This is a genomic window from Actinocorallia aurantiaca, assembly GCF_039533685.1.
Lineage (GTDB): Bacteria > Actinomycetota > Actinomycetes > Streptosporangiales > Streptosporangiaceae > Actinocorallia > Actinocorallia aurantiaca.
The window spans coordinates 58,357-83,186 of the sequence record NZ_BAAATZ010000007.1 but is presented as its reverse complement, the minus strand read 5'-3'; the positions used below and the strand labels follow the sequence as shown (position 1 = coordinate 83,186).

Annotated in this window: 13 protein-coding genes; 10 read left to right on the top strand and 3 right to left on the bottom strand. The window is 73.4% G+C overall.

Features of this window, described 5'->3' with window-relative positions; all coding sequences use genetic code 11:
- The 9 genes from ABD327_RS10915 (at position 1) to ABD327_RS10875 (ending at position 21,713) form a co-directional block, all read left to right on the top strand.
- Complete coding sequence (locus ABD327_RS10915) at positions 1-8,646, top strand: type I polyketide synthase (RefSeq protein ID WP_344450179.1); 8,646 nt, start codon at positions 1-3, stop codon at positions 8,644-8,646.
- A 12-nt stretch (positions 8,647-8,658) separates the two neighbouring features.
- Positions 8,659-14,715, top strand: a complete 6,057-nt coding sequence (locus ABD327_RS10910; RefSeq protein WP_344450178.1) for an SDR family NAD(P)-dependent oxidoreductase — start codon at positions 8,659-8,661, stop codon at positions 14,713-14,715.
- Positions 14,712-15,485, top strand: a complete 774-nt coding sequence (locus tag ABD327_RS10905) for an SDR family NAD(P)-dependent oxidoreductase (RefSeq protein WP_344450177.1) — start codon at positions 14,712-14,714, stop codon at positions 15,483-15,485. Before ABD327_RS10910 ends, ABD327_RS10905 begins: the two co-directional genes overlap by 4 nt.
- Positions 15,486-15,525: 40 nt before the next feature.
- Positions 15,526-15,948: an ester cyclase gene (locus ABD327_RS10900; RefSeq protein ID WP_344450176.1), complete on the top strand. Its 423-nt coding sequence runs from the start codon at positions 15,526-15,528 to the stop codon at positions 15,946-15,948.
- Positions 15,945-16,400 carry a nuclear transport factor 2 family protein gene (locus ABD327_RS10895; RefSeq protein WP_344450175.1) on the top strand — a complete coding sequence of 152 codons (456 nt, stop codon included), beginning with the start codon at positions 15,945-15,947 and terminating at the stop codon, positions 16,398-16,400. Before ABD327_RS10900 ends, ABD327_RS10895 begins: the two co-directional genes overlap by 4 nt.
- 126 nt (positions 16,401-16,526) lie before the next feature.
- A complete protein-coding gene (locus tag ABD327_RS10890; RefSeq protein WP_344450174.1) occupies positions 16,527-18,170 on the top strand; it encodes an ABC transporter substrate-binding protein in 1,644 nt (547 codons plus the stop codon).
- Positions 18,167-19,108 (top strand): ABC transporter permease, encoded by a 942-nt coding sequence (locus tag ABD327_RS10885; RefSeq protein ID WP_344450173.1) that lies wholly within the window; start codon positions 18,167-18,169, stop codon positions 19,106-19,108. Before ABD327_RS10890 ends, ABD327_RS10885 begins: the two co-directional genes overlap by 4 nt.
- Entirely contained in the window at positions 19,105-19,956 is an 852-nt protein-coding gene (locus ABD327_RS10880; protein WP_344450172.1) for an ABC transporter permease, read from the top strand. Before ABD327_RS10885 ends, ABD327_RS10880 begins: the two co-directional genes overlap by 4 nt.
- On the top strand, positions 19,953-21,713 hold the full coding sequence (locus tag ABD327_RS10875; RefSeq protein WP_344450171.1) for a dipeptide ABC transporter ATP-binding protein: 1,761 nt from the start codon (positions 19,953-19,955) through the stop codon (positions 21,711-21,713). Before ABD327_RS10880 ends, ABD327_RS10875 begins: the two co-directional genes overlap by 4 nt.
- On the opposite strand, the gene ABD327_RS10870 is transcribed toward ABD327_RS10875, so the two are convergent.
- Positions 21,706-22,197 carry a hypothetical protein gene (locus ABD327_RS10870; RefSeq protein WP_344450170.1) on the bottom strand — a complete coding sequence of 164 codons (492 nt, stop codon included), beginning with the start codon at positions 22,195-22,197 and terminating at the stop codon, positions 21,706-21,708. The genes ABD327_RS10875 and ABD327_RS10870 overlap by 8 nt on opposite strands.
- Positions 22,198-22,305: 108 nt before the next feature.
- The gene (locus ABD327_RS10865) at positions 22,306-22,698 is read right to left on the bottom strand and encodes a hypothetical protein (RefSeq protein WP_344450169.1); all 393 of its coding nucleotides are present in this window, start codon (positions 22,696-22,698) and stop codon (positions 22,306-22,308) included.
- A gap of 147 nt (positions 22,699-22,845) precedes the next feature.
- Here ABD327_RS10865 and ABD327_RS10860 point away from each other — a divergent pair, with 147 nt between their 5' ends.
- Positions 22,846-23,232, top strand: coding sequence for a DUF6221 family protein (locus ABD327_RS10860; protein WP_344450168.1), 387 nt, complete (start codon positions 22,846-22,848; stop codon positions 23,230-23,232).
- 6 nt (positions 23,233-23,238) lie between these two features.
- On the opposite strand, the gene ABD327_RS10855 is transcribed toward ABD327_RS10860, so the two are convergent.
- Positions 23,239-24,822, bottom strand: a complete 1,584-nt coding sequence (locus ABD327_RS10855) for a CocE/NonD family hydrolase (RefSeq protein ID WP_344450167.1) — start codon at positions 24,820-24,822, stop codon at positions 23,239-23,241.
- Positions 24,823-24,830 lie beyond the last annotated feature (8 nt).

Sequence of the window (24,830 nt, the reverse complement as noted above, 5' to 3'; positions counted from 1 at the left end):
ATGAGCGACCAGATCAGGCACCTTCTCAAGCGCGTCAGCGCCGAGCTGTACGAGACCCGGGAACGCCTCAAGGGCATCGAGGACGACCGGCACGAACCCCTCGCGATCGTCGGAGCGTCCCTCCGCCTCCCCGGCGGCGTCACCTCGCCCGAGGACCTGTGGGACCTGGTGGCCTCCGGAGGCGACGCCATCGGGGACTTCCCGTCCGACCGGGGATGGGACCTGGAGTCGCTCTACGACCCCGACCCCGAGCACCAGGGCACGACCTACACCCGCAAGGGCGGCTTCCTGGAGGACATCGCGGGGTTCGACGCGGAGTTCTTCGGGATCTCCCCGCGCGAGGCCCTGGCGACCGACCCGCAGCAGCGGCTGCTGCTGGAGGTCGCCTGGGAGGCGTTCGAGCGGGCCGGGATCGACCCGCACTCCCTGCACGGCAGCCGGACCGGGGTGTTCGCCGGCGTCAACGGCCAGGACTACGCCGCGCGCCTGCCCGGCGTACCCGCCTCCGTCGAAGGACACCTGAGCCTCGGGAACGCGGCCAGCGTGCTGTCCGGGCGCATCTCCTACCAGTTCGGCTTCGAAGGCCCGGCGGTGACCGTCGACACCGCCTGCTCCTCCTCGCTGGTGGCCCTGCATCTGGCGGCCCGCTCGCTGCGCTCGGGCGAGTCCGACCTGGCCCTAGTCGGCGCGGCCACCCTCATGACGTCCCCGGTGAACTTCGTGGAGTTCTCCCGTCAGCGCGGCCTGTCTCCCGACGGCCGCTGCAAGGCGTTCGGCGCGGGCGCGGATGGCACCGGCTGGGCCGAGGGCGTCGGAGTCCTGCTCGTGGAGCGCCTCTCGGACGCCCAGCGCAACGGCCACCGCATCCTCGGCGTCGTCCGTGGCACGGCGATCAACCAGGACGGCGCGTCCAACGGTCTGACCGCCCCCAATGGTCCCGCCCAGCGCGCCGTCATCCAGGCCGCCCTCGCCGACGCCCGCCTGAACCCCGCCGACGTCGACCTCGTCGAGGCCCACGGCACCGGCACCGCCCTGGGCGACCCCATCGAGGCCGAAGCCCTGCTCGCCACCTACGGCCGCGACCGCCTCCACCCTCTGTGGCTCGGCTCGGTCAAATCCAACATCGGCCACACCCAGGCCGTCGCGGGCCTCGCCGGAGTCGTCAAGACCGTGCAGGCCCTCGCTCACCGCGAACTTCCCAGAACCCTGCACGCGGACGAGCCGTCCCCGCACGTGGACTGGTCGGCCGGCCCGGTGAAACTCCTCACCGAGCACCGCCCCTGGCCCGCCCGATCCGCCCCCCGCCGCGCGGCGGTCTCCGCCTTCGGCGTCAGCGGCACCAACGCCCACGTCATCCTGGAAGAGGCCCCGGAGCAGATCGTCTCCTCGGCCTCCGGCCCCGAGACCGGGACATCCGGTACCTCGCCCGAGACCGCCCCGGCACGGTGGGGCGGCCTCGACGCGCGTCCTTCCGGGCGGGCCGCCTCTTCGGAGGCCGACCGGCTGTCGCCGCAGGCGGTCTCAGCGCGGCCGGACGGTTCCGACGCGCGCCTGTCGCCATGGGTGGTGTCGGCGAGGACGGGGGAGGCGCTCGCGGCGCGGGCCGGTCAGCTGGCGGAGGTGTCCGGCGACGCCGCGGACATCGGATGGTCGCTGCTCGCGACGCGGGCGGCGCTGCCGGAACGGGCGGTGGTGGTCGCCGCCGGCGAGGACGGGCGGCGGGAGGCGCTCGAGGCGCTGGAGCGGGGAGAGGACGCGCCGGGGCTGGTGCGCGGACGGGCGGGGGCCGGGGGGACGGCCTTCCTGTTCACCGGGCAGGGCAGCCAGCGGGCCGGGATGGGCCGCGAACTGTACGAGCAGTTCCCCGTGTTCGCGGAGGCCTTCGACGCCGCGGCGGACGCCCTTGACCGGTACCTGGCCGGGGCCGTGGAGCGGCCGGTGAAGGATGTCGTGTTCGAGGGCGGCCCCGAACTCGACCAGACCGTCTACGCCCAGACGGGGCTGTTCGCGCTGGAGACGGCGCTGTTCCGCCTGTTCGAATCGTGGGGCGTGCGGCCGGACCACCTCGCCGGGCATTCGATCGGGGAACTGTCCGCCGCGTACGTCGCGGGAGTGTGGAGCCTGGAGGACGCGGCGAGGCTCGTGGCCGCCAGGGGGCGGCTGATGCAGGCGCTGCCGCCCGGCGGGGCGATGGCCGCCGTCCAGGCGCCGGAGGCGGAGGTGCTGCCGCTGCTGGAGGGGCGGGAGCACGAGATCGGGCTCGCGGCGGTCAACGGGCCCGCGTCCGTCGTCGTCTCGGGGACCGAGGCGTCCGTGCTGGAGATCGCCGCCGGGATCGAGGAGAGCGGACGGCGGGTCAAACGGCTGCGGGTCTCGCACGCCTTCCACTCGCCGCTGCTGGAGCCGATGCTTGAGGAGTTCGGCGTGATCGCGCGGAGCCTCTCCTACAACCGCCCGGACATCCCGGTGATCTCCACGGTGACCGGCCGGGAGGCGACGGAGCTCACCGACCCGGACTACTGGGTCCGGCAGGTGCGCGGCACGGTGCGCTTCCACGACGCCGTCCTGCGCCTGGCGGAGGCCGGGACCGCGACGTTCGTCGAACTCGGGCCCGACGGCACGCTGTCGGCGCTGGCGGAGGAGGCCCTCGACGGCCCGTCGGCGGTCCCCGCGCTGCGCAGGGACCGGGCCGAGGACGAGTCCGCCCTGCTCGCGCTCGGCCAGGTTTACGCCAACGGAGGGGAGGCCGACTGGACCCCGCTGTTCCCCGGCGCTCGGACCGTGGACCTGCCCGTCTACCCCTTCCAGCACCGCAGGTTCTGGCTGGAGGCCGAACCCTCCGCCGACGCGGGCGCGTTCGGCCTGGAGGAGACCGGGCACCGGCTGCTGCCCGTCATCACGGACCTGCCCGGTGAGGGCGGCGCGGTCCTCACCGGGCGGATCTCCCGCACCACCCACCCGTGGCTGGCCGACCACGCGGTGCGCGGCACCGTCCTGGTCCCGGGAACCGCCTTCGTGGACCTCGCGCTCCGCGCGGGCGAGCGCACCGGCACCCCCGAAGTGGACGAACTGGTCATCGAGGCGCCGCTGGTGCTGTCCTCCCCGTCCGCCCGGGCCGACCTGCGGGTCGTCGTGGGCGAGACCGACGCCTCGGGCGGGCGGCCGGTCTCGGTCCACGCGCGCACCGGCCACGCCTGGACCCGCCACGCCCACGGCAGGCTCACCGAGTCCCGGCCCGCCGCTCCGGACACCTCCTCGTTGGAGGCATGGCCGCCCCCTGGCGCGACCGCCCTGGACGCGGCGGACTTCTATCCCGCGCTGGCGGCCACCGGCCTGGACTACGGCCCGGCCTTCCAAGGCGTCACCGCCCTGTGGCGCGACGGCGACGTCCTGTACGCCGAGGTCTCCCTCACCGAGGCCGAACGCTCCGACGCCACCGGTTTCGGCCTGCACCCCGCTCTGCTCGACGCCGCCCTCCACCCGGCGGCCGCCGCGGCCGACGTCCCGGAGGGCCACAACCTGCTGCCTTACGCCTGGCACGGCGTCCGCCTCCACGCCACCGGCGCGACGGACCTTCGCGTCCGCCTCATCCCTTCGGCGGACGGAGACCTGGAGGTCATGGCTGCCGACGGCACCGGCGCCCCCGTCCTGACCGTCGCGTCCCTGCGCTCCCGCCCGGTCGAGGCCCGGAGCCTGGGAGCCGCCGCAGACGACCCCCTCTACGCCCTGTCCTGGCAGCCGGTCGACCTCACGCAGGCTCCGCCGACCCCCGTCCTGATCCACCACGCCCGCACAGGCGAGGGCGACCCCCTCACCGAGACGCGGATCCTGACCTCCAGCGTGCTGACCGCCCTCCAGAACCACCCCGAGGACGCCCCGCCTCTGGCGGTCCTCACCGGCGACCCGCGCACCGACCCGGCGGCCGCCGCCGTCTGGGGCCTGGTCCGCACCGCCCAGACCGAACACCCCGGCCGCTTCCTCCTCGCCGCCGCTCCCACCGTCACCGACCCCCTCCTGACCGCCTTCGCCGCCGGCGAACCCCAGCTCATCGAGACCCCCACCGGTCTTCTGGCCCCCCGCATCACCCGCGTCGTCACCGATCCCCTCCTGAACGCCTCTGCCACCGGCCTTCCGGCCACGCACACCGCCCCGAGCAACTCCTCTTGCGAGACTCCTGTGGGTAATCGCCAGTCGGATTCGGACGTGCTGGACAGCACTCTCGCGAGGGTGGGCGCTGCGGAAGGCGGCTGGGATCCGGAAGGGACCGTGCTGGTCACCGGGGGGACCGGCGGGCTGGGACGGCTGGTGGCGCGGCACCTGGTGCGGGAGCACGGGGTGCGGCGGCTGGTGCTGGCCGGAAGGCGGGGGCCCGACGCGCCCGGGGCGAGGGAGCTCGCGGAGGAGCTGCGGGAGCTCGGCGCCGAGGTCGAGGTCGCGGCGGTGGACGTCGCGGACCGGGAACAGGTCGCCGGACTGCTCGCGGCGGTTCCGGCGGAGCGGCCGTTGAAGGCCGTGGTGCACCTGGCGGGGGTCGTCGACGACGGGGCGCTGTCCGGGCTCACCGGGGAGCGGGTCGCACGGGTGCTGCGCGCCAAGGCCGAAGCGGCCTGGGTGCTGCACGAACTCACCCGGGAACTGCCGCTCGAGCGGTTCGTGCTGTTCTCCTCGGTCGCCGGGGTGCTCGGCAGCGGAGGGCAGGGCGCGTACGCCGCCGCCAACGGCTTCCTGGACGGGCTCGCCGGGCTCAGGAGGGCGCGGGGACTGCCGGGACAGTCGCTGGCCTGGGGGCTGTGGGCGGGGGAGAGCGGGATCACCGCGCACCTCACCGGGACGGACCTGGCCAGGTCGGCGCGGCGCGGCGTGCGTGCGCTCGAACCCGAACAAGGTCTGCGGCTGTTCGACGCGGCGGTCGGGGACGGGTCGGCCGTCCTCGTCCCGGCGGCGCTGAACCTGGACGCCGAAGAGGGCGGGCCCCTGTTGCGGGGGCTCGTCAGGCCCAGGCTCCGGACGGCTCAGGCCGCGCGGCCGAGCACCGCCGGGGCGCTCTCGGGAGAGGCGCTGCTGGACCTGGTGCGGGCCGAGGCCGCGGCCGTGCTCGGGACGCCGGGGGGATCCGTCCCGGCCGGGCGGGCCTTCAACGAGCTGGGGCTGGACTCACTCACCTCGGTCGAGCTGCGCAACCGGCTGTCGGCCGCGCTCGGGCGGAAGCTGCCCGCGACGCTGACATTCGACCACCCGACCCCCGAGGCGCTCGCCGCCTTCCTCGACGAAGGCCGCGGGAAGCATCCGGAGGCGTCCACGCGGGCGGCCGTCACGTCCGACGAGCCGATCGCGATCGTCGGAATGGCGTGCCGCCTGCCCGGCGGGGTCGCCACACCGGAGGATCTATGGCGGCTCGTCTCCGAGGGCCGTGATGCCGTCTCGGAGTTCCCGCAGGACCGCGGCTGGGACCTGGAAGGGTTGTACGACCCCGACCCAGAGGCCGTAGGGAAGACCTACACCCGGCACGGCGGGTTCCTCCACGAGGCCGCCGAGTTCGACGCCGAGTTCTTCGGGATCTCCCCGCGCGAGGCACTGGCCACCGACCCGCAGCAGCGGCTGCTGCTGGAGACCGCCTGGGAGGCGTTCGAACGCGCCGGAATCGAACCCGCGAAGCTGCGCGGCTCCCGGACCGGGGTGTTCGCGGGCGTCATGTACCACGACTACGTGCCCCGGATCGGCGAGGCTCCGGCCGCCCTGGAGGGCTACCTGGCCAACGGTTCGGCGGGCAGCGTCGCCTCCGGACGCATCGCCTACACCTTCGGTTTCGAGGGCCCGGCGGTCACCGTCGACACGGCCTGCTCCTCTTCTCTGGTCGCCCTGCACCTGGCGGCGCAGTCGCTGCGCACCGGGGAGTCGGACCTGGCGCTGGCCGGAGGGGTCGCGGTGATGGCGTCCCCGTCGGTGTTCGTGGAGTTCTCCCGCCAGCGCGGCCTGTCCGCCGACGGGCGCTGCAAGGCGTACGCGGGCGCCGCCGACGGGACGGGCTGGGCCGAGGGCGTCGCCCTCCTCCTGGTGGAACGGCTCTCCGACGCGCGCCGCAACGGGCATCCCGTCCTGGCCGTCGTCCGGGGCACCGCCGTCAACCAGGACGGCGCGTCCAACGGACTGACCGCGCCCAACGGCCCCGCCCAGCAGCGCGTCATCAGGCAGGCCCTGGCGAACGCGGGCCTGGCCCCGGACGAGGTCGACGCCGTCGAAGGCCACGGCACCGGCACCACGCTCGGCGACCCGATCGAGGCCCAGGCCCTCCTGTCCGTCTACGGGCGGGAGCGCCGGGAACCGCTGTGGCTCGGCTCCCTCAAGTCCAACGTCGGCCACACCCAGGCCGCCGCCGGAGCCGCCGGGATCATCAAGATGGTCCAGGCGATCGGCCACGGCGTCCTGCCCGCGACCCTCCACGTGGACGAGCCCACCCCGCACGTCGACTGGTCGTCCGGCGCGGTCGAACTGCTCACCGAGCCCCGCGAGTGGCCCGAGACGGGCCGCCCCCGCCGGGCCGGCGTGTCGGCCTTCGGCGTCAGCGGCACCAACGCCCACGTCATCCTCGAACAGCCCCCGGCCGAATTCGCGCTCCGAGCGGCGGCTCCCGCTGAGCCCTCGGAGTCTTCATCCGTGCGTGCGGGAACCGTCGTTGACGGGACGCCCCCGGCTGAATTCGCGCTCGGGGCGGAGGCCCTCCCCGAGCCGCAGGGGTCTTCGCCCGCGCGAGAGGGAACATCCGTTGACGGGCCATGCCCGGCGGACGGACCCGGTGCGAAGGTTCCGTGGGTGCTGTCAGGACGGACCCCGGCGGCGCTCGGGGCGCAGGCGGCCAGGCTGGCCGGGTACGAGCGGCGGGACCGGCTCGTCGACACGGCTTATTCACTCGTACGGACACGGACGGCCTTCGACGAGCGGGCCGTCGTGCTCGGATCGGACAGGGAGACGCTCCTCGCCGGGCTGGAGGCGCTCTCCCGGGGCGAATCGGCCCCCCAGGTGGTGCGAGGCAAGGCCGACACCACGGGCAGGACCGTGTTCGTCTTCCCGGGGCAGGGGTCGCAGTGGTTCGGCATGGGCGTCGAACTGCTCGATGACGCTCCGGTGTTCGCGCGCCGGATCGCCGAGTGCGAGCGGGCGCTGGCGCCGCACGTCGACTGGTCGCTGACCGATGTGCTGCGGGAGGGGCGCGACCTGGACCGAGTCGACGTCGTCCAGCCGGTGCTGTGGGCCGTCATGGTGTCGCTGGCCGAGCTCTGGCGTTCCCACGGGCTGGAGCCGGCGGCGGTCGTCGGGCACAGCCAGGGCGAGATCGCGGCGGCCTGCGTGGCGGGCGCGCTGTCGCTGGAGGACGCCGCCGCCGTCGTGGCGCTGCGCAGCCGGGCGCTGCGGGCGCTGGCCGGGCGGGGCGCGATGGCCTCGCTGGCGGTGACCGCCGAAGAGGCGGCGCGGCGGATCGGAGAGCGGGACGAACTGGTCTCGATCGCCGCCGTCAACGGGCCGTCCTCGGTCGTGGTGTCCGGCGACCCGAACGCGGTGGAGGCGCTGGTCGCCGAGGCCGTCGCGGATGAGGTGCGGGCCCGCCTCATCCAGGTGGACTATGCCTCGCACTCCCCGCACGTCGCCGGGATCGAGCAGGACGTCCTGGCCGCACTGGGAGGAATCGTCCCCCGACAGGGCGAGATCCCGCTGCTGTCGACGGTCACCGCGGAGTGGCTCGACACCCGGGAGATGGACGCCGCCTACTGGTACCGCAACCTGCGCTCGACCGTCCGGTTCTCCGAGGCGGTCCAGGCGCTCGCCGAGACGGGCCACGACGTGTTCGTCGAGATCAGCCCGCATCCCGTCGCCGTCTCCGGCATACAGGAGACCCTCGACGACGCGGCCGCCGCCGGAGGGGGCTTCGCCGTCACCGGCACGCTCCGCCGCGACGAAGGCGGCCTGGACCGCTTCCTGCGTTCGGCCGCCGAGCTGCACGTGCGGGGTGTCCCCGTCGACTGGGAGCCCGCGCTGCGCGGCGGACGGGAAGTCCCGCTGCCGACCTACGCCTTCCAACGGCACCGGTACTGGCTCGACCAGGCTCCGGCGAGCGGCGGAGGACGGGCCGAACTGCCCGCCGAACCCCAGCGGGAGGAGGCGGCGTTCGGCGCCGCGCGGCTGGCCTCCCTCACCGGCGCGGAGCTGGAGGAGGCGCTGGTCCGGCTGGTGCGGGTGGAGTCCGCGGCGGTCCTGGGCCACGCCGGACCCGCCTCGGTCGACCTCGACCGGGCCTACCGGGAGGTCGGCCTGGACTCGCTGACCGCGGTCGAGCTGCGCAACCGGCTGGGCGAGGGAACCGGCCTGAAACTCCCGGCCACGCTGGTGTTCGACCATCCGACGCCGCGCGCGGTCGTCGCCTACCTCCAGGCGGAGCTGGACGGCGGCGCAGCCGACCGCTTCCCGTCGCTGACGGCCTCCGTCGACTACCTGGAGGCGGCGTTCGGCTCGCTCGACGCGGGCGACCCGCAGCACGCCGAGGCGCTGGCCCGGCTGCGCCGCCTGCTCGGCGCGGCACCCGCCGCGGGCGACGGCCTGGACCTGGACTCGGCCACCGACGAGGAGCTCTTCGAGCTCATGGACAACCTGTAAGGGAACGGGCAGATGGCCAACGACGACAAGCTTCGCGAATACCTCAAACGTGCACTTGGTGACGTCCAGCGCCTCAAACGGCAGCTGAACGAGCCCATCGCCATCATCGGGGCGGCCTGCCGCCTGCCCGGCGGCGTGGCCTCCCCCGAGGACCTGTGGGATCTGGTCGCCCGGGGCGGCGACGCGGTCACCGGTTTCCCCGGCGACCGGGGCTGGGACGCCGAGGGCCTCTACGACCCCGACCCGGACCGCCCCGGCACCTCCTACACCCGGCACGGCGGCTTCCTCGACGACGTCGCCGGATTCGACGCCGAGTTCTTCGGGATCTCCCCGCGCGAGGCCCAGGCGATCGACCCGCAGCAGCGCCTCCTGCTGGAGGTGTCCTGGGAGGCCCTCGAACGCGCAGGGCTGGACCCGGCGAAGCTGCGCGGCAGCCGCACCGCGGTCTTCGCCGGCCTGGCGGGCGAAGACTATGCCCCCGACAACGTTCCAGAGGAGCTCGAAGGCTACGTCGGCATAGGCACGCTGCGCAGCGTCGCCTCCGGCCGCATCGCCTACACCTTCGGTTTCGAGGGCCCGGCGGTCACCGTCGACACGGCCTGCTCCTCCTCCCTGGTCGCCCTGCACCTGGCCGCCCAGTCCCTGCGCTCGCAGGAGAGCGACCTCGCCCTCGTCGGCGGAGTCTCGATCATGGCCAGCCCGTTCGGCTTCGTGGAGTTCTCCCGTCAGCGCGGTCTGTCTCCCGACGGCCGCTGCAAGGCGTTCGGCGCGGGCGCGGACGGCACCGGCTGGGCCGAGGGCGTCGGAGTCCTGCTCGTGGAGCGCCTCTCGGACGCCCAGCGCAACGGCCACCGCATCCTCGGCATCGTCCGTGGCACGGCGATCAACCAGGACGGCGCGTCCAACGGCCTGAGCGCCCCCAGCGGCCCCGCCCAGCAGCGCGTCATCCGCGACGCCCTGGCCAACGCGGGCCTGAGTCCCGCCGACGTCGACGCCGTCGAGGCCCACGGCACCGGCACCTCCCTGGGCGACCCCATCGAGGCCCAGGCCCTCCTCGCCGTCTACGGCCGCAACCGCGAGACCCCCCTGTGGCTCGGCTCCCTGAAGTCGAACATCGGCCACACCCAGGCCGCCGCCGGAGTCTCCGGCATCATCAAGATGCTCCAGGCCCTCCACCACGGCGAACTCCCCAGAACCCTCCACGCCGACACGCCCACCCCCCTGGTCGACTGGTCCTCGGGCCGCGTCGAACTCCTCACCGAGCACCGCCCCTGGCCCGCCCCCGCCGACCGCCCCCGCCGCTTCGCGATCTCCGCCTTCGGCGTCAGCGGCACCAACGCCCACGCCATCATCGAACAACCCGACACCTCCTCGACTCCGGCGCCGCGCATCCCGAGCCCCCGCCCGTCCGAGCGTTCCGTTGGATCCTCGGCGGACTCCGGGGTGTCCCCTGCGGACGTCGTCAGCGGACCGGCAGCCCCTGAGGCGGGTCTGAGTCCCGCCGGGGAAAACCCGTCCGCCGAAGCGCCGGTTCCCTGGGTGCTGTCGGCGCGGAGCGCGCGGGCGCTGGAGGAGCAGGCGCGGAGGCTCGAGCCCGAAGGGGATCTCGCGGACGTGGGGTTCTCGCTGGCCGTCACCAGGGCCCGGCATCCGGAGCGGGCCGTGGTGGTCGCGGAAGGGCCGGAGGAGTTCCGGGAGGCGCTGAGGGCGCTGGCCGACGGAGTGTCCTCGACGCGGGTCGTGCGTGGGTCGGCGGAGCGGAAGGGCGCGCTGGCGTTCCTGTTCACCGGGCAGGGCAGCCAGCGGGCCGGAATGGGCCGAGGGCTGTACGAGCGGTTCCCGGTGTTCGCGGAGGCGTTCGACGAGACGGTCTTCGAACTCGACCGGCACCTCTCGGGGCACGCGGAGCGGTCGGTGCGCGACGTGGTCTTCGACGGCGGCGAACTGCTGGACCAGACGCTTTACGCACAGACCGGGTTGTTCGCACTGGAAACCGCACTGTTCCGCTTGTTCGGCTCGTGGGGGCTCACTCCGGACTTCGTCGCGGGGCATTCGATCGGTGAGGTGGCCGCCGCGCACGCTGCGGGGGTCTGGTCGCTTCCGGACGCCGCCGCGCTGGTGGCGGCGCGGGCGCGGCTGATGCAGGCGCTGCCCGGCGGGGGAGCGATGATCGCGATCGGGGCCTCCGAAGAGGAGGTGCTGCCCCGCCTCGGAGCCAGACTGTCGATCGCGGCGGTCAACGGGGCGGCCTCCGTGGTGGTGTCCGGGGACGAGGACGCGGCCGAGAGGCTCGCGGCGGAGTTCTCCGGGCAGGGCCGCCGGGTCAAGCGGCTGCGGGTCTCGCACGCCTTCCACTCGCCGCACATGGACGGGATGCTGGAGGACTTCCGCGAGGTCGCGCACGGGCTGGCGTACGCGGACCCGAAGATCCCGGTCGTGTCGAACCTGACCGGAGGACTCGCGGAAGGACTGACCGACCCCGACTACTGGGTCCGGCACGTCCGCGAGGCCGTCCGCTTCCACGACGTCGTGCGGTACCTCGACACGCGGGACGTCACGGCCTACCTGGAGCTCGGCCCGGACGGGGTGCTGTCCGCCCTGGCGAAGGAGGCGGCGGGCGGCGCGCTGTTCGCGCCGGCCCTGCAGACCGGACGGGACGAGGGCGCCACCGCGCTGCTGGCCCTCGGCACCGCCCACGTCCAGGGCGCGGAAGTCGACTGGTCCGGTTTCTTCCCCGGTGCCTCGGCGGTCGACCTGCCGACCTACCCGTTCCAGCACCGCCGCTACTGGATAGAGGCCACCGCCACGGGCGACGCGGGCGGGCTGGGGCTGCGCGAGCCCGGTCACCCGCTGCTCGGCGCGGCCGTCCAGCTCGCCGACACTCCGGGCGTGGTGCTCACCGGGCGGATCTCCCTGCGCACCCATCCGTGGCTGGCCGACCACGTGGTGCGCGACACCGTCCTCGTGCCCGGCACCGCCCTGGTCGAACTGGCCGTCCGCGCCGGGGACGAGATCGGGCTCGGCGTCCTGGAAGAGCTGGTCATCGAGACTCCGCTGCTCGTACCCGCTCGCGGCGGCGTCCACCTCCAGGTCACCGCGGGCGAGCCGGACGGGCGGGGCGCGCGCCCCGTCGCGGTGTACTCCCGCCCGGAGGAGTCCGACGGCCCGTGGACGCGTCACGCCTCGGGAACGCTCATCGACGGGGAAGCGAACCCCTCGCAGCTGGGGGAGTGGCCGCCGTCCGGCGCGCAGCCCCTCGACCTCGCCCACCTGTACCCCGAACTGGAGGAGGCCGGGCTCCACTACGGCCCGTCCTTCCAGGGAGTGCAGGCCGCCTGGCGGCGCGGCGACGAACTGTTCGCCGAGGTGACGCTGCCCGAAGGCGACGGCGCGGGCTTCGGCCTCCACCCGGCCCTGCTGGACGCCGCCCTGCACGTCGCCGCCCACGACGCGCTCGCCGGAACCCCGGAAGGACGCAACCGGCTGCCGTTCGCCTACGAAGGAGTGCGGCTGCACGCGTCCGGGGCGTCCTCACTGCGGGTGCGCGCCACCCTGCTCGGCGACGACGAGCTGGCTCTGGAGGCCACGGACGCGTCCGGAGCGCCGGTCGTGTCCGTCGCCTCGCTGCGCGCCCGGCTGGTCTCCTCCGCCCAACTGCGGGCGGGCCGCGCGAGCGACCTGCTGGCCGTCCGGTGGAGAGAGGCCCCGGCACCGGCCGAGGACACCCGCGCCTCGCAGGTCGTCGAGGCGGCCGAACCCGCGCATGTCCTGGCCGAACTCCAGCGGCTGCTCCCCGGAGACCAGCCGATCCTCGTCGTCACCCGCAACGCGGTCGCCGCCGCTGACGGCGACCGCCCGAAGCTGTCGGCCGCACCCGTCTGGGGCCTGGTCCGCTCCGCGCAGGCCGAACACCCGGGCCGGATCGTCCTGGTCGACCTCGAAGAAGGCGCGGCTCCGCCGCCCTTCCCGTTCGGCTACGGCGAACCGCAACTGGCGATCCGGGACGGGAAGGTCCTGATCCCCAGGCTCGTCCGCACCGACCTGGAACCCGGCACCGGCCCCGGCTGGGATCCGGACGGGACAGTACTGATCACGGGAGGCACCGGCGTGCTCGGTGCGGCGCTCGCCCGCCACCTGGTGCACGCCCACGGCGCGCGCAGCCTCGTGCTGCTCAGCCGGCGCGGCTCCGACGCCCCCGGCGCCGCCGAACTCGAGGCCGAGCTCACCGGAGCCGGAGCACGGGTGGAGATCCTCGCGGGCGACGCGGCAGACCGGGACAGGCTCGCCGAAGTCCTGGCCGCCGTCCCCGGCACGAACCCACTCACCGCGGTCGTGCACACCGCGGGCGTCGTCGATGACGGGCTCCTGGAATCCCTCACCCCGGAACGGCTCGAAGCCGTCCTGGCCCCCAAGGCTCGGGGCGCGTGGAACCTCCACGAGCTCACCGAGGGCCGCGCCTTGGAGGGCTTCGTCCTGTACTCCTCGATCGCCGGGGTGCTGGGCGGGCCGGGGCAGTCCGCGTACGCGGCGGCCAACGGTTTCCTCGACGCGCTCGCCGCGCACCGCAGGTCCCGGGGGCTGCCGGGCCTGTCCCTCGCCTGGGGCATGTGGGCCGAGCCGAGCGGCGTCACCGCCCACCTGAGCGACGTCGACCGCAGCCGGGCCGCTCGCAGCGGCCTCCGCCCGCTGCCCACCCCGGACGGGCTGGCCCTGTTCGACGCGGCCGTCGGTGCGGGCGGCCTGGACACCGCGCTGCTGGCGCCCGTCCCCCTGGACCCGGTGGCGCTGCGGGCACAGGGGGACGCGCTGCCCTCGACGCTGCGCGCCCTGGTCCCTCCGGTCCGCAGGACGGCGGGCGGCGCGGCGGCCGACGCCGGGTCCCTCGCCCGGCGGCTTGCGTCGGTGCCCGAAGAGGGACGGCGGGAGGCGGTGCTGGAGTTCCTGCGCGGTGAGGTCGCCGCCGTCCTGGGCCTGCCCGGCGACGGCGTCCCGCCCGGCCGCCCCTTCCAGGAACTCGGCCTGGACTCCCTGGCCTCGGTGGAGCTGCGCAACCGGCTCACCACCACGACCGGCCTGCGCCTGTCCGCCACCGTCACCTTCGACCACCCCGACGCCGAAGCGCTTACCGGCCACGTGCTGGAACGCCTCGCCGAAGCCGGCGAGGCCGGTGAGGCCGGTGAGGCCGAATCCGAACAGGGCACCCCGGCCGGACGGGGGGACGGCCCCCTGTCCACCCTCTACCGGAGGCTGTGCGCCCAGGACGAGTTCGCCGCCGCGGCCGAACTGATCGCCGTCGCCTCCCATCTGCGCGGCTCCTTCACCGCGCGGGAGGCCCCCGACCACGTCAAGGCCCCGATCAAGCTGGGCGAGGGCTCCGGGAAGCTCGCCGTCATCCTGTTCCCCGCGGTGAGCGCGATCTCCGGACCGCACGAGTACGCCAGGTTCGGGCACGCGCTGAACGGCGAACGGGACGTCCACGTCCTGCCCTCGCCCGGCTACACCGAGAGCGACCTGCTGCCCGACGACGAGGCCGCCTACATCGGGATGCACGCCGACACCGTCCTCGGCCTCGTCGGCGACCGACCCTACGTCGTCGTCGGCCGGTCCATGGGCGGCTGCATAGCCCACTCGGTCGCGGCCGAACTGGAACGGCGCGGCCACGGTCCCTCCGGCCTCGCCCTCATCGACACCTATCTCATCGAAAGCCCCCTGCTGCCCGGCCTGCGTGACTGGTGGCTGAAGGCCATGCTCACCGGCATGCTCGACCGGATCGAGCGCTACGACATGGTCTGGAGCGACGCCAGCCTCACCACCATGGGCGGGTACGGCAGGGTCCTGGCGCAGTGGAAACCCGACCCGGTCGACATGCCGACGCTGCTCGTCCGCGCCGCCAAGCCGCTGCGCCACACCATCGTGGACTCCGAACACGACTGGCGGGCCTCCTGGCCGCTGCCGCACGAGACCGTCGACGTGCCCGGAGACCACTTCACCGTGCTGGAGGAGCACACCGAGACCACGGTCGAGGCGGTGCGCCAGTGGATCGACGTACTGGAGAAGGGAAACACATGACACAGGTAGTGGCCGTGACAGGAGCGGCCTCCGGCATCGGCAGGGCGACCGCGGAGCTCTTCGCCGAACGGGGCTTCAGGGTCGTGGCCGTCGACCTCGACCCGGGCGGCCTGGCCGAGCTCGAGAAACTCGACGGGGTCGTGACGCTCGTCGGCGACGTGGCCACGGCCGAGACCAACGAGGCGTTCGTCCGGCTGGCCGCCGAGCGGTTCGGACGGCTCGACGCGGTCGTGCTGAACGCCGGGTTCGGCGGAGCCGGGCCGCTGGAGTCCCCCGGGGCGATCGAGCGGTTCGACCGGATCCTCGCGGTGAACCTGCGCGGGGTCGCCCTGGGCGTCCGGGCCGCCGCGCCAGCCCTCCGGGCCGCGGGGGGCGGCGCGATCGTCGCCACCGCCTCGGTCTCGGGGCTGGGGGGCGACCCGGACACCTGGGCCTACAACGCGGCCAAGGCCGGGGTGGTCAACCTGGTCCGGGCCCTGGCCGTGGACTACGCGATCGAGAACATCCGGATCAACGCGATCGCGCCCGGCGGCACCGCCACCGCGCTCACCGCCGGCGTGCTGGCCCACCCGGAGCTGGGCGCGGCGGTCACCCGCCGGATCCCCCAGCAGCGCTGGGCCGAGCCCCGGGAGCAGGCCGAGGTGATCTGGTTCCTGGCCTCCCCGGCGGCGTCCTACGTCACCGGGACGACCCTGCCCGTGGACGGAGGCCTCACCGCGAACCTCGGCATCCTCCTGCCGCCCGCCTTTCCCGGCGACGGCCCGCACTAGCCCGTTCACCCCGTCCGTTCGTCTCACAGAGGAGTCAGCGATGAGCAGCACCATCACGACCGAACAGCGCAACAGCGAGCTGGCCCGGCGCTTCTACGCCGAGCTGGTCACCGGCCCCCATCCGGAGCTGCTGGAGGAGTTCGTGGCCGAGGACGCGGTCGACGAGGCGTCCGGGGGCACCGGCGGCCGGGAGGACTTCCGCGCCCACCTGGCGTGGATCGCCGAGTCGGTCGGCGGGGTCACCGCGACCGCCGTCGACACCGTGGCCGAGGGGGACCGCGTGGTGGTCTTCTGGCGGATCGAGGGCGTCCACAAGGGCGACCTGTTCGGGGTCCCGGCGACCGGCAGGAGGTTCGCCGGGCACAGCGTCAGCACGATCACCTTCCGCGACGGCAAGGTCGTGCGCTACCGGGTGCTGCCCGACCGGCTCGGCATCATCCAGCAGCTGGGGGCCCTGGGATGAGCACGGGCCCCGACCGGTCGGAGGTCCAGCAGCTGTTCGCCCTGTTCTCCCACGTCTTCGACAACGGGAACCTGGACAACCTCGGCCTGGTCTTCACCAAGGACGCCGTCATCGACCTGCGGAGCGGGCCCGGCCGGGAGTTCGACGGGCTGGAGGCCATCGCGGAGTTCGTGACGGCCCTGGGCCGGGACTCGCCCGACCACCAGACCCTCGACACCGTCCTCCTGCCGGGCTCTCCGGAGGATTCCGGCACGGCCCGCGCCCGCAGCCGCTACCTGGCGATCCTGCCGGACGGCTCGGTGCACAACGGTGACTACTACGACGATCTGCGACTGACCGCCGACGGCTGGCGCATCGCCCGCCGCGTCTCGGTCCCGCGCTACCCGCTCGGCGCGCACGCCCCCGTCCCGGAGGGCCTGCTCGACGCCTGGCGGGTGGATAAGGGGCGCTAGGGGTCGGCGGGGGTACCCGGTGGGGTGGCCGGATCCCTAGCCTCGGATTAATCCCTAGTTCTCCTACCGGGAGGGGTCGGAACTTGCTCCGGCTCCTCCCTACCTCCCCTCCCGGAGCAGTGCGCCATGAAGCTGTCCAGAACCACCCCCGCCGCGGCCCTGGTCGCCGCCGCCCTCCTCCTCTCCGCCTGTGGCGAAGGCGAGGCGGCCGGACCCGTCGCCGACGCTCCCGTCAAGGGCGGCGAACTGACCTTCGCGGTCGACACCGAGCCGGTCTCCTTCGACGTCCACGTCAGCCAGCAGGACATCACGGGCACGATCTTGCGCAACGTCTTCGACTCGCTGGTGCACCAGGACGGCCAGGGCGGGTTCCAGCCGTGGCTCGCCGAGTCCTGGGAGGTCGCCGACGACCTGAAGACCTACACCTTCAAGCTCCGCAAGGACGTCAAGTTCACCGACGGCACGGCCTTCGACGCCGAGGCCGTCAAGGCGAACTTCGACCGGATCGCCGACCCCGCCACCAAGTCCCAGCTGGCGGCGACCCTGCTCGGTCCCTACGACGGCACCGAGGTCGTCGACCCGCACACCGTGAAGGTGAGCTTCAAGCAGTCGTTCGCGCCCTTCCTCCAGGCGGTCAGCACCCCCTACCTGGGCTTCTACTCGCCGAAGACGATCAAGGAGAACGGGGCGAAGCTCGGCTCCGGAGGGGCGGTCGACGTCGGCACCGGGCCGTTCGTCTTCAGCGCCTACACTAAGGGTCAGAACGCCACCTTCACCCGCAACCCCGACTACGCCTGGGCGCCCAAGGGCGCGACCAACGCCGGGGCCCCTTACCTGGACAAGCTGAACATCCGGTTCCTGCCCGAGGCGTCCGTCCGGGTCGGCTCCCTCACCAGCGGCCAGGTGCACGTCTCGTTCGCGCTCCCACCGGCCGACGCCAAGGCCGTCGAGGGCAACTCCAAGCTCGCCCTGGACCGCAGGGACGCCCCCGGCGCCAACTACAGCATCTACCTCAACGCAGCCAAGGCGCCGCTGAACGACGAGAAGGTCCGCAAGGCCATCCAGCGCGGCATCGACATCGACACCCACGTCAAGACGCTGTACTTCGGCGAGTACAAGCGGGCCTGGAGCCCCCTGTCCCCGGCCACCGCCCCTTACGCCAAGGCCCTCGACGGCAGCTGGCCCTACGACCAGGCCCTCTCCGGCAAGCTGCTCGACGAGGCGGGCTGGACGACCCGCGACTCCGAGGGCTACCGCACCAAGGACGGCAAGCGCCTGACTGTGGACTGGCCGCTACTGCCCGCCTCGTTCATCCGCGAGAAGCGGGACGTGCTCGGGCAGGCCTTCCAGGCCGACCTGAAGAAGCTCGGCGTCGAGGTCAAGCGCCCGCAGGGCGACATCGGCACCTACATCGCCACCGTCTACGGAGGCAAGGCCGACCTCGCCGACTACAGCTGGGCCCGCGCCGAACCGGACGTCCTGTGGCTGCTGTTCAACGGCGCGAGCAAGCCCGCTGAGGGCGGCCAGAACGCCACGTTCATCGACGACCCCGAGCTGACCGAGTGGACCGACAAGGGCCGATCGACGCTCGACAAGGCCACCCGCGACGACGTCTACACCAAGATCCAGCAGCGGGCCGTCGAACTCGGACTGGTCATCCCGGTATACACCTCGGCCTTCACCAACGGCCGCAGCAGGACCGTCGGCGGCCTGGAGTACGAGGCCAACGGCTGGCCGGTGTTCCAGGGCGCCTGGGTGACGAAAAAGTGAGCCCGGTGGTCCGGATCCTCGCAGGGCTGGGAACCCGCCTGCTCGGCGCGGCGGCGGTGATGTTCGGCGCGGCCACCCTCGCCTTCGCCGCCCTCGCGCTGATCCCCGGCGACCCGGTGACCATCATGCTGGGTCCGTTCACCACGGCCTCGCAGGAGATCCGCGACCAGATCGTCCTCGACCACGGGTTCGACCGGCCGCTGCACGAGCAGTACCTCTCCTACCTGGGCCGGCTGGTCCAGGGCGACATGGGGGAGTCCTACCAGCTGCAGCGGCCGGTCGCCGGCCTGATCTCCGAGCAGTTCGGCCCCACCGCGGAACTGGCCTCGGCCGCCGTCGTCCTGGCCGTCGTGATCGCGGTGGCGTCCGCCGTCGCGACGGCCGGGCGCGGCCGGGCCTCCCGGAGGGCCGCCCACGCCTGGGAACTCGTCGCGGTGTCGCTGCCCTCGTACTGGCTGGGCATCGTGCTGCTCACCGTGTTCTCCTTCCGGCTCGGACTGTTCCCGCTCGTCGGGGCGAGCGGGCCGTCCGCGCTGGTGCTGCCCGCGGCGACCCTCGCGCTGCCGATCGCCGGAGTGCTCGCCCAGGTGCTGCGGGAAGGGCTGGAGACCGCGCTGGAGCAGCCGTTCGCGGTGACCGCCCGCGCCCGCGGCCTCAGCCGCACGGCCGTGCGGCTGCGCCACGCGCTGCGCCACGCCGCCGCCCCGCTGGCCAACCTCACCGGCTGGCTCGCCGGATCCCTGCTCGGTGGCGCCGTCCTCGTCGAAGTGGTGTTCGGCCGGGCGGGGCTCGGCGCGCTGACCCTGCAGGCGGCCCTCAACAAGGACATGCCCGTCCTCATCGGCGTCGTCCTCCTGTCGGCGCTGGTCTTCGTGGTCATCGCCGCGGCGGTCGACCTGCTCCACCTGCTCGTCGACCCGAGGTTGCGTCCCGCATGACCACTCCGACCCTGCCCGAGGCCCGCTGGAAGGCGTGGCGGCCGGCCCGGCCCGCGCTGCTGGCGGCCTGGACCGTGATCGCGCTCATCGTGCTGGCCGCGGCCTTCCCCGGCCTCTTCACCGGCCGCGACCCGCTCGAACTCGAACCCGCCGTGGCGATGCGGGGCCCGAGCCCCGAGCACTGGTTCGGCACCGACCAGCTGGGCCGCGACCTGTTCACCCGCGTCGTGTACGGAACCCGGCCCTCGCTGCTCGTCGGGCTCGGCGCCCTGACCCTCGCGCTGGCCGCCGGAGCCCTGTACGGGCTGGCCGCGGCGCTGCTCGGCCGGTTCGCGGACGTGGCGCTGATGCGGCTGCTGGACGTGCTGCTGGCGCTGCCCCAGCTGCTGGTGGCCCTGCTGGCGCTGACCGTGCTGGGTTCCGGCCAGGTCAACCTCATGATCGCGATCGCGCTGTCGCTGCTGCCCGCCTACGCCCGGCTCGTGCGGGCCGAGGCGCTGGTCGTCCGCCGGTCCGGCTACCTGGAGAGCGCGGTCCTGCTCGGGCAGCACCCCCTCGTCCAGGCGTTCCGCCACGTCCTGCCCAACGCCCTCGGACCGCTGCTGGTGCTGGGGACCGTCGGTTTCGGCATGGCCGTCATCGCCGCCTCCGGGCTGAGCTTCCTGGGCTTCGGCGCCGAACCGCCGTCGCCGGAGTGGGGCGTCATGCTCTCGGAAGGCCGCGACTACCTGCAGACCGCCTGGTGGCTCGGCGTGTTCCCCGGCGCTGCGATCACCCTCACGGTGGTCGCGGTGAGCGTCGCGGGCCGGTCGGCCCAGGCCCGCTTCACCCGGAGGACGACCCTGTGAACGAGCCGCTGCTGAACGTGGAGGGCCTCTCGGTCCGCTTCCCCGAGACGAGGGCCGTCCGAGACGTGTCCTTCACCCTGGACCGCGGCGAGTGCCTGGCCGTCGTCGGGGAGTCCGGCTCCGGCAAGAGCGTCACCGCCCGCTCCCTCGTCGGCCTCGCCGGAGACCGCGCCGAGGTCACCGCCCGGCGGCTGGAGTTCGCCGGACTCGACCTGGCCTCCCTGGACGAGAAGGCCTGGCGCCGGGTGCGCGGCGGCCGGATCGGCCTGGTCCTCCAGGACGCCCTGGTCTCTCTAGACCCGCTGCGCACGGCCGGCGCGGAGATCGCCGAGGCGCTGCGGACCCACACCAAGGTCCCCCGGGACCAGGTGGGGGAGCGGGTACGGGAACTGCTCGTCCGGGCCGGGGTGCCCGAACCCGAGGTCCGCGCCGGGCAGTACCCGCACCAGCTGTCCGGCGGTCTGCGCCAGCGGGCGCTCATCGCCTCGGCGATCGCGGCGGGGCCCGAACTCGTCATCGCCGACGAGCCGACGACGGCCCTGGACGTCACAGTCCAGGCGCAGATCCTCGCGCTGATCGAGGAGCTCAAGAAGGACGGCACGGCGGTGTTGCTGATCAGCCACGACCTGGCCGTCGTGTCCCGCCTCGCCGACCGGATCGCCGTCATGTACGGCGGAACCGTCGTGGAGCACGGCCCCGCCCGCCAGGTCCTGGACGACCCCCGCCACCCCTACACCAGGGCGCTGATCGCGGCGGTCCCCGAACCGTCCGGACGAGGCTCTTTGCTGTCTCTCCCCGCCCACGAAGGGAAGGAACCCGACCCGGACGGCTGCCCGTACGCGGCCAGGTGCGTCCTCGCCGACGACCGCTGCCGCACGTCTCTTCCGGCGCTCGCGCCCCGGGAGGCCGGGACCCGCTGCTGGCATCCGGTGTCCGGACCGATCACACGGGAGAGGCGGCCGCAGGCCGAGGCCTCTCCCGTGCGGGACGGAGACACCCCGCTGCTGGAGGTCCGGGAGGTATCCAAGTCCTACAGGGGACGGCCCGCCGTCAGCGGGGTCTCGCTGAGTCTCCTGCCCGGCGAGAGCCTCGGGATCGTGGGGGAGTCTGGCTCGGGCAAGACCACCCTGGCCAGGATCGTCCTCGGCCTCGTCTCGCCCGACGAGGGCTCCGTCTCCTTCGCAGGCGTCCCGTGGAGCGCGCTGCCCGAACGCCGCCGCCGCCCGCTGCGCCACCGCGTCCAGGCGATCGTCCAGGACCCCCTCGGCTCCTTCGACCCGCGCCACCCGGTGTCCCGCGTCCTCGATGAGGCCCTGGCCCTCACCGGCCACGAGCGCGGCCCCCGCCGCCGCGCCCGCGCCGCCGAACTCCTGGCCCTGGTGGGCCTGAGCCCCGCCGTCCTGCCCCGCAGTCCTTCGTCCCTGTCCGGAGGCCAGCGCCAGCGCATCGCGATCGCCCGCGCCCTGGCCTCCGAACCGGAACTCCTGGTCTGTGACGAGCCGGTCTCGGCCCTCGACGTCTCCGTCCAGGCCCAGATCCTCGACCTGCTCACCGGCCTGCGCGCCCGCCTCGGCCTGGCCCTCCTCTTCATCTCCCACGACCTGGGCGTCGTCCACCACGTCAGCGACCGCGTAGCCGTCATGAAGGACGGCCGGGTAGTGGAGACCGGCGAGGTCACCGCCCTCTTCCAGTCCCCGTCCCACCCCTACACGAAGGAGCTGTTCGCCTCACTCCCGGCCCTCCACAGGGTCAGTTGAAGCAGTCCTGCTTCGGGAAGACCAGACCCATCTCGGAGAGCTTGTTCTTCTTGTCGAACAGGAACCAGTACTGGGTCTTCTTCTTGCCGCCGGGCGCCGGAACCCACCAGAAGCTGACGGTCTCGCGGACGCTCGGGTACTTCTTCTTCACCTGGGCCAGGCTCGCGCCGAGCGCGATGCCCCGCGGGGTCTTCACGCCCTTGGCCGCGAAGATCGCGACCACTCCGTACTTCTTGGAGATGTAGCCCGAGACCTGGTCCTTGGGCGTGCGGTGGGCCTTCAGATCGAACCCGGTGCACCCCCCGTCGGCCCGCCCGAGGACGATCGTGCCGGTCCGGAGAGCCTGCTTCTTCGTCTGCCCGATCTTGAGCTTCCCGTACCCCAGCGGCCCCAGCTTCGGCTTCGCCGCCGCCTCCGCCGGCACCGAAACGGCCGTCGAGAGCGCCAGCACGCCCGCCAGTACCGCCGCGAATCCACGCCTCATCGTCATCTCCCTGAATGGATCTTCTTCAACGAACTGTCGGGAGTATCTCGGATGCATGATCCTGAGCGCATTCACAACGCGCCGAGGCCACCTCCGAGCGGAACACGGTCAGCCGAGCTGGACGCCGAAGAAGAGGGCGGCGAGGGCGGTGAGGAGGCCGATGGCGCCCCAGGCGGCGAGGGCGCCCTTGGTGTTGGCGCGGGTGTGCATGAAGGCGGCGATGCCGGAGAGGACGACGAAGCCCATCTTCACGTTGAGGGTCATCCGGTAGGCGTCGTCGGGGTCGCCCAGGGCGGTCATGTTCCAGATGCCGGTGATGAAGAGGACGGCGAAGGCGGGCCAGGCGACCATGTTGAAGCGGCCGGCGGCGACCTTGGTCACGCCCTCGAAGCCACGGAGGGCGGGGACCAGGGCGCCGAGGGTGAGCTGGCCGCCCACCCAGATGGTGGCGGCGAGCACGTGGAGAAAGATGCGCACCTGGTCGACGGTGACAGCGAGCATGGAAACCTCCGGATTGGTCTGGTCGGGGCCAAGTATGCCGTTGAGTATGGGAACTGGTGATCCGGGGTGATCTCTCTGTGGTCGGCGGGGCGGGCGAGGTTGTGAGTTCGGGGTGCGAAGAGGCACCGGACGCAGCAGGATTGTGGTGTGGAAGATCTTGTGACGTTCCTCAAGGCGCGGCTGGACCGGGACGAGGCCGTGGCGCGGGCCTGCATGGGCGCCTCGTGGCGGGTGGCGCCCGGAGGGCGGGTCCGGGTGGACGCGTGGCCGGAGACGGCGGGGGACGGGCAGCCCGAGAAGCAGGGATTCGTCGCCTCGGCGGAGAACGAGGCCTACGTCGAGCACATCGTCCGGAACGATCCGAAGCAGGTGTTGCGGCGGGTCGTGGGGCAGCGGCGGGTCGTCGCGCTGTACGAGAAGGAGCAGTGGGCGCGGCAGCGGGGCGTGCCGGGCAGCGGGGTGCTCGAGGACGTGCTGAGAGGCCTGGCCTCGCAGTACTCCGACCACCCCGCCTACCGTTCGGAATGGGCGTGACGCCCGTCAGGGGATGACGGGCAGGGTGATCCAGGAGGGGCGCTCCGCGTCGTGGAAGAGGGTCTGCTCGGCCTTCTCCAGCGCGGGGTGGCGGTCGAAGCGCGGGTGGTTGGAACCGGCGACCTCCACCCGGACGCGGTGGCCGGCGAGGAAGACCTGGCTGGTGGCCACCAGGTCGACCTCGTGGACGGCCTCCGAGGCGGGGGAGCGGACGATGCCGTCGGCGACGTTCATGGCCCTGCCGTCGGGGTGGACGTCGACGAGCTTCACCGTCCAGTCGGCTCCCGGCGCGGTGGTGGCTCCGTGGAGGGTCGCGGTCAGCTCGCCGGTGACCTCCAGGTCCTGGGCGAGGGGCTCGCTGGTGAAGCACAGCACGCCGGGGTGCCGCTCCACCTCGCGCTGGTCGCGGGGGCCGACGTTGAGCGGATCGGGCAGGAGCAGCCCGCCGCCGCGGGTGGGCACGGGGTTCTCCGGATCGTGCGGGAAGTGGGACGGCGGCGCGTCGGCGGCCGGGGCGTCCCGAGAGAGCACGCCGTCGGGGTGCAGGTGGAAGGGCGTGGGGACGGCGCGGGCCGGAGGCCACGACTCCTCGTCGCGCCAGACGTTCGCGCCCATGACGAAGATCCGCACGGCGGGCCCGTCCTGGTGCCCGGTCAGGAACGCGAGCTGCGTCTGCTCCAGCCCGGACGTCTGACCGGCGGCGGAGGCGCCGAAGTAGATCTCGCCGGCGGCCGCGCCCTGGCCGAGATGGGTCCACGGGCCGACGATGAGCCGTCCGCCGACCCGCCTGTGGTTCTCCAGCGTGCCCTTGAGGAAGACGTCGAACCAGCCCGCCGTGTGCAGCACCGGGACGTCGATGTCCTCGTGCCGCAGGGTCTCGGCGAGGTCCTGCCAGTAGGCGTCGCGTTCGGTGTGCTCCACCCACTCGCGCCAGAACGGGAAGTTCTTGGCGACGCGGGCGTCGGACAACGGGTGGTCCTCCGTCAGCGAGGGCGTCTCGCCCATGAGCGGGAGCTGCTCGAGGAGCCGTCCGAGCGCGTCGCCGTCACCGGCGCGCAGGTCGTGCAGCGCGCCGAGCATGCCCTGCAGCGCGCTCCAGTGGAAGACGGAGCCGACCGCGAACGCCCCGCCGTTGTAGTTGAGCCCTTCGTAGAAGTCGTGCGGGGTCATGGTCGAGACGATCGCCTTGAGCGCGCCGGGCCTCTCGGACGCCGCCTGCAGCGCGCACCCGGCCAGGTAGGACATGCCGGAGCCGACGACCTCCCCGTTCGACCAGGGCTGCGAGGCGATCCAGTCGACGGTGTCCGCCCCGTCCCGGCCCTCGTTCACCCAGGGGGCGAACTCGCCGTCGCTGTCGCCGCGTCCCCGGCAGTGCTGGAACACCACAGCCAGCCCCGCCTCCAGGGCGGAGACGAGGGGGAAGGAGCGGAAGGTCTGCTCCCCGTACGGGCTGCGGACCAGGACGGTCCGGTGCCGCTCTCCGTCGTCGGGGCGGTGGACGTGGGCGCGCAGGACCGTCCCGTCGCGCATCGCGACCGGCTGCCGGTGGACGGACACCACGGGCATGGGCGGCAGGTTCAGCTGACTCATGGGGCTCC

What these genes read in the sequence shown, in the direction of transcription:
- ABD327_RS10915 (WP_344450179.1), top strand. Translation starts at nt 1, where the DNA reads ATGAGCGACCAGATCAGGCACCTTCTCAAGCGCGTCAGCGCCGAGCTG.
- ABD327_RS10910 (WP_344450178.1), top strand. Translation starts at nt 8,659, where the DNA reads ATGGCCAACGACGACAAGCTTCGCGAATACCTCAAACGTGCACTTGGT.
- ABD327_RS10905 (WP_344450177.1), top strand. Translation starts at nt 14,712, where the DNA reads ATGACACAGGTAGTGGCCGTGACAGGAGCGGCCTCCGGCATCGGCAGG.
- ABD327_RS10900 (WP_344450176.1), top strand. Translation starts at nt 15,526, where the DNA reads ATGAGCAGCACCATCACGACCGAACAGCGCAACAGCGAGCTGGCCCGG.
- ABD327_RS10895 (WP_344450175.1), top strand. Translation starts at nt 15,945, where the DNA reads ATGAGCACGGGCCCCGACCGGTCGGAGGTCCAGCAGCTGTTCGCCCTG.
- ABD327_RS10890 (WP_344450174.1), top strand. Translation starts at nt 16,527, where the DNA reads ATGAAGCTGTCCAGAACCACCCCCGCCGCGGCCCTGGTCGCCGCCGCC.
- ABD327_RS10880 (WP_344450172.1), top strand. Translation starts at nt 19,105, where the DNA reads ATGACCACTCCGACCCTGCCCGAGGCCCGCTGGAAGGCGTGGCGGCCG.
- ABD327_RS10870 (WP_344450170.1), bottom strand. Translation starts at nt 22,197, where the DNA reads ATGAGGCGTGGATTCGCGGCGGTACTGGCGGGCGTGCTGGCGCTCTCG.
- ABD327_RS10865 (WP_344450169.1), bottom strand. Translation starts at nt 22,698, where the DNA reads ATGCTCGCTGTCACCGTCGACCAGGTGCGCATCTTTCTCCACGTGCTC.
- ABD327_RS10855 (WP_344450167.1), bottom strand. Translation starts at nt 24,822, where the DNA reads ATGAGTCAGCTGAACCTGCCGCCCATGCCCGTGGTGTCCGTCCACCGG.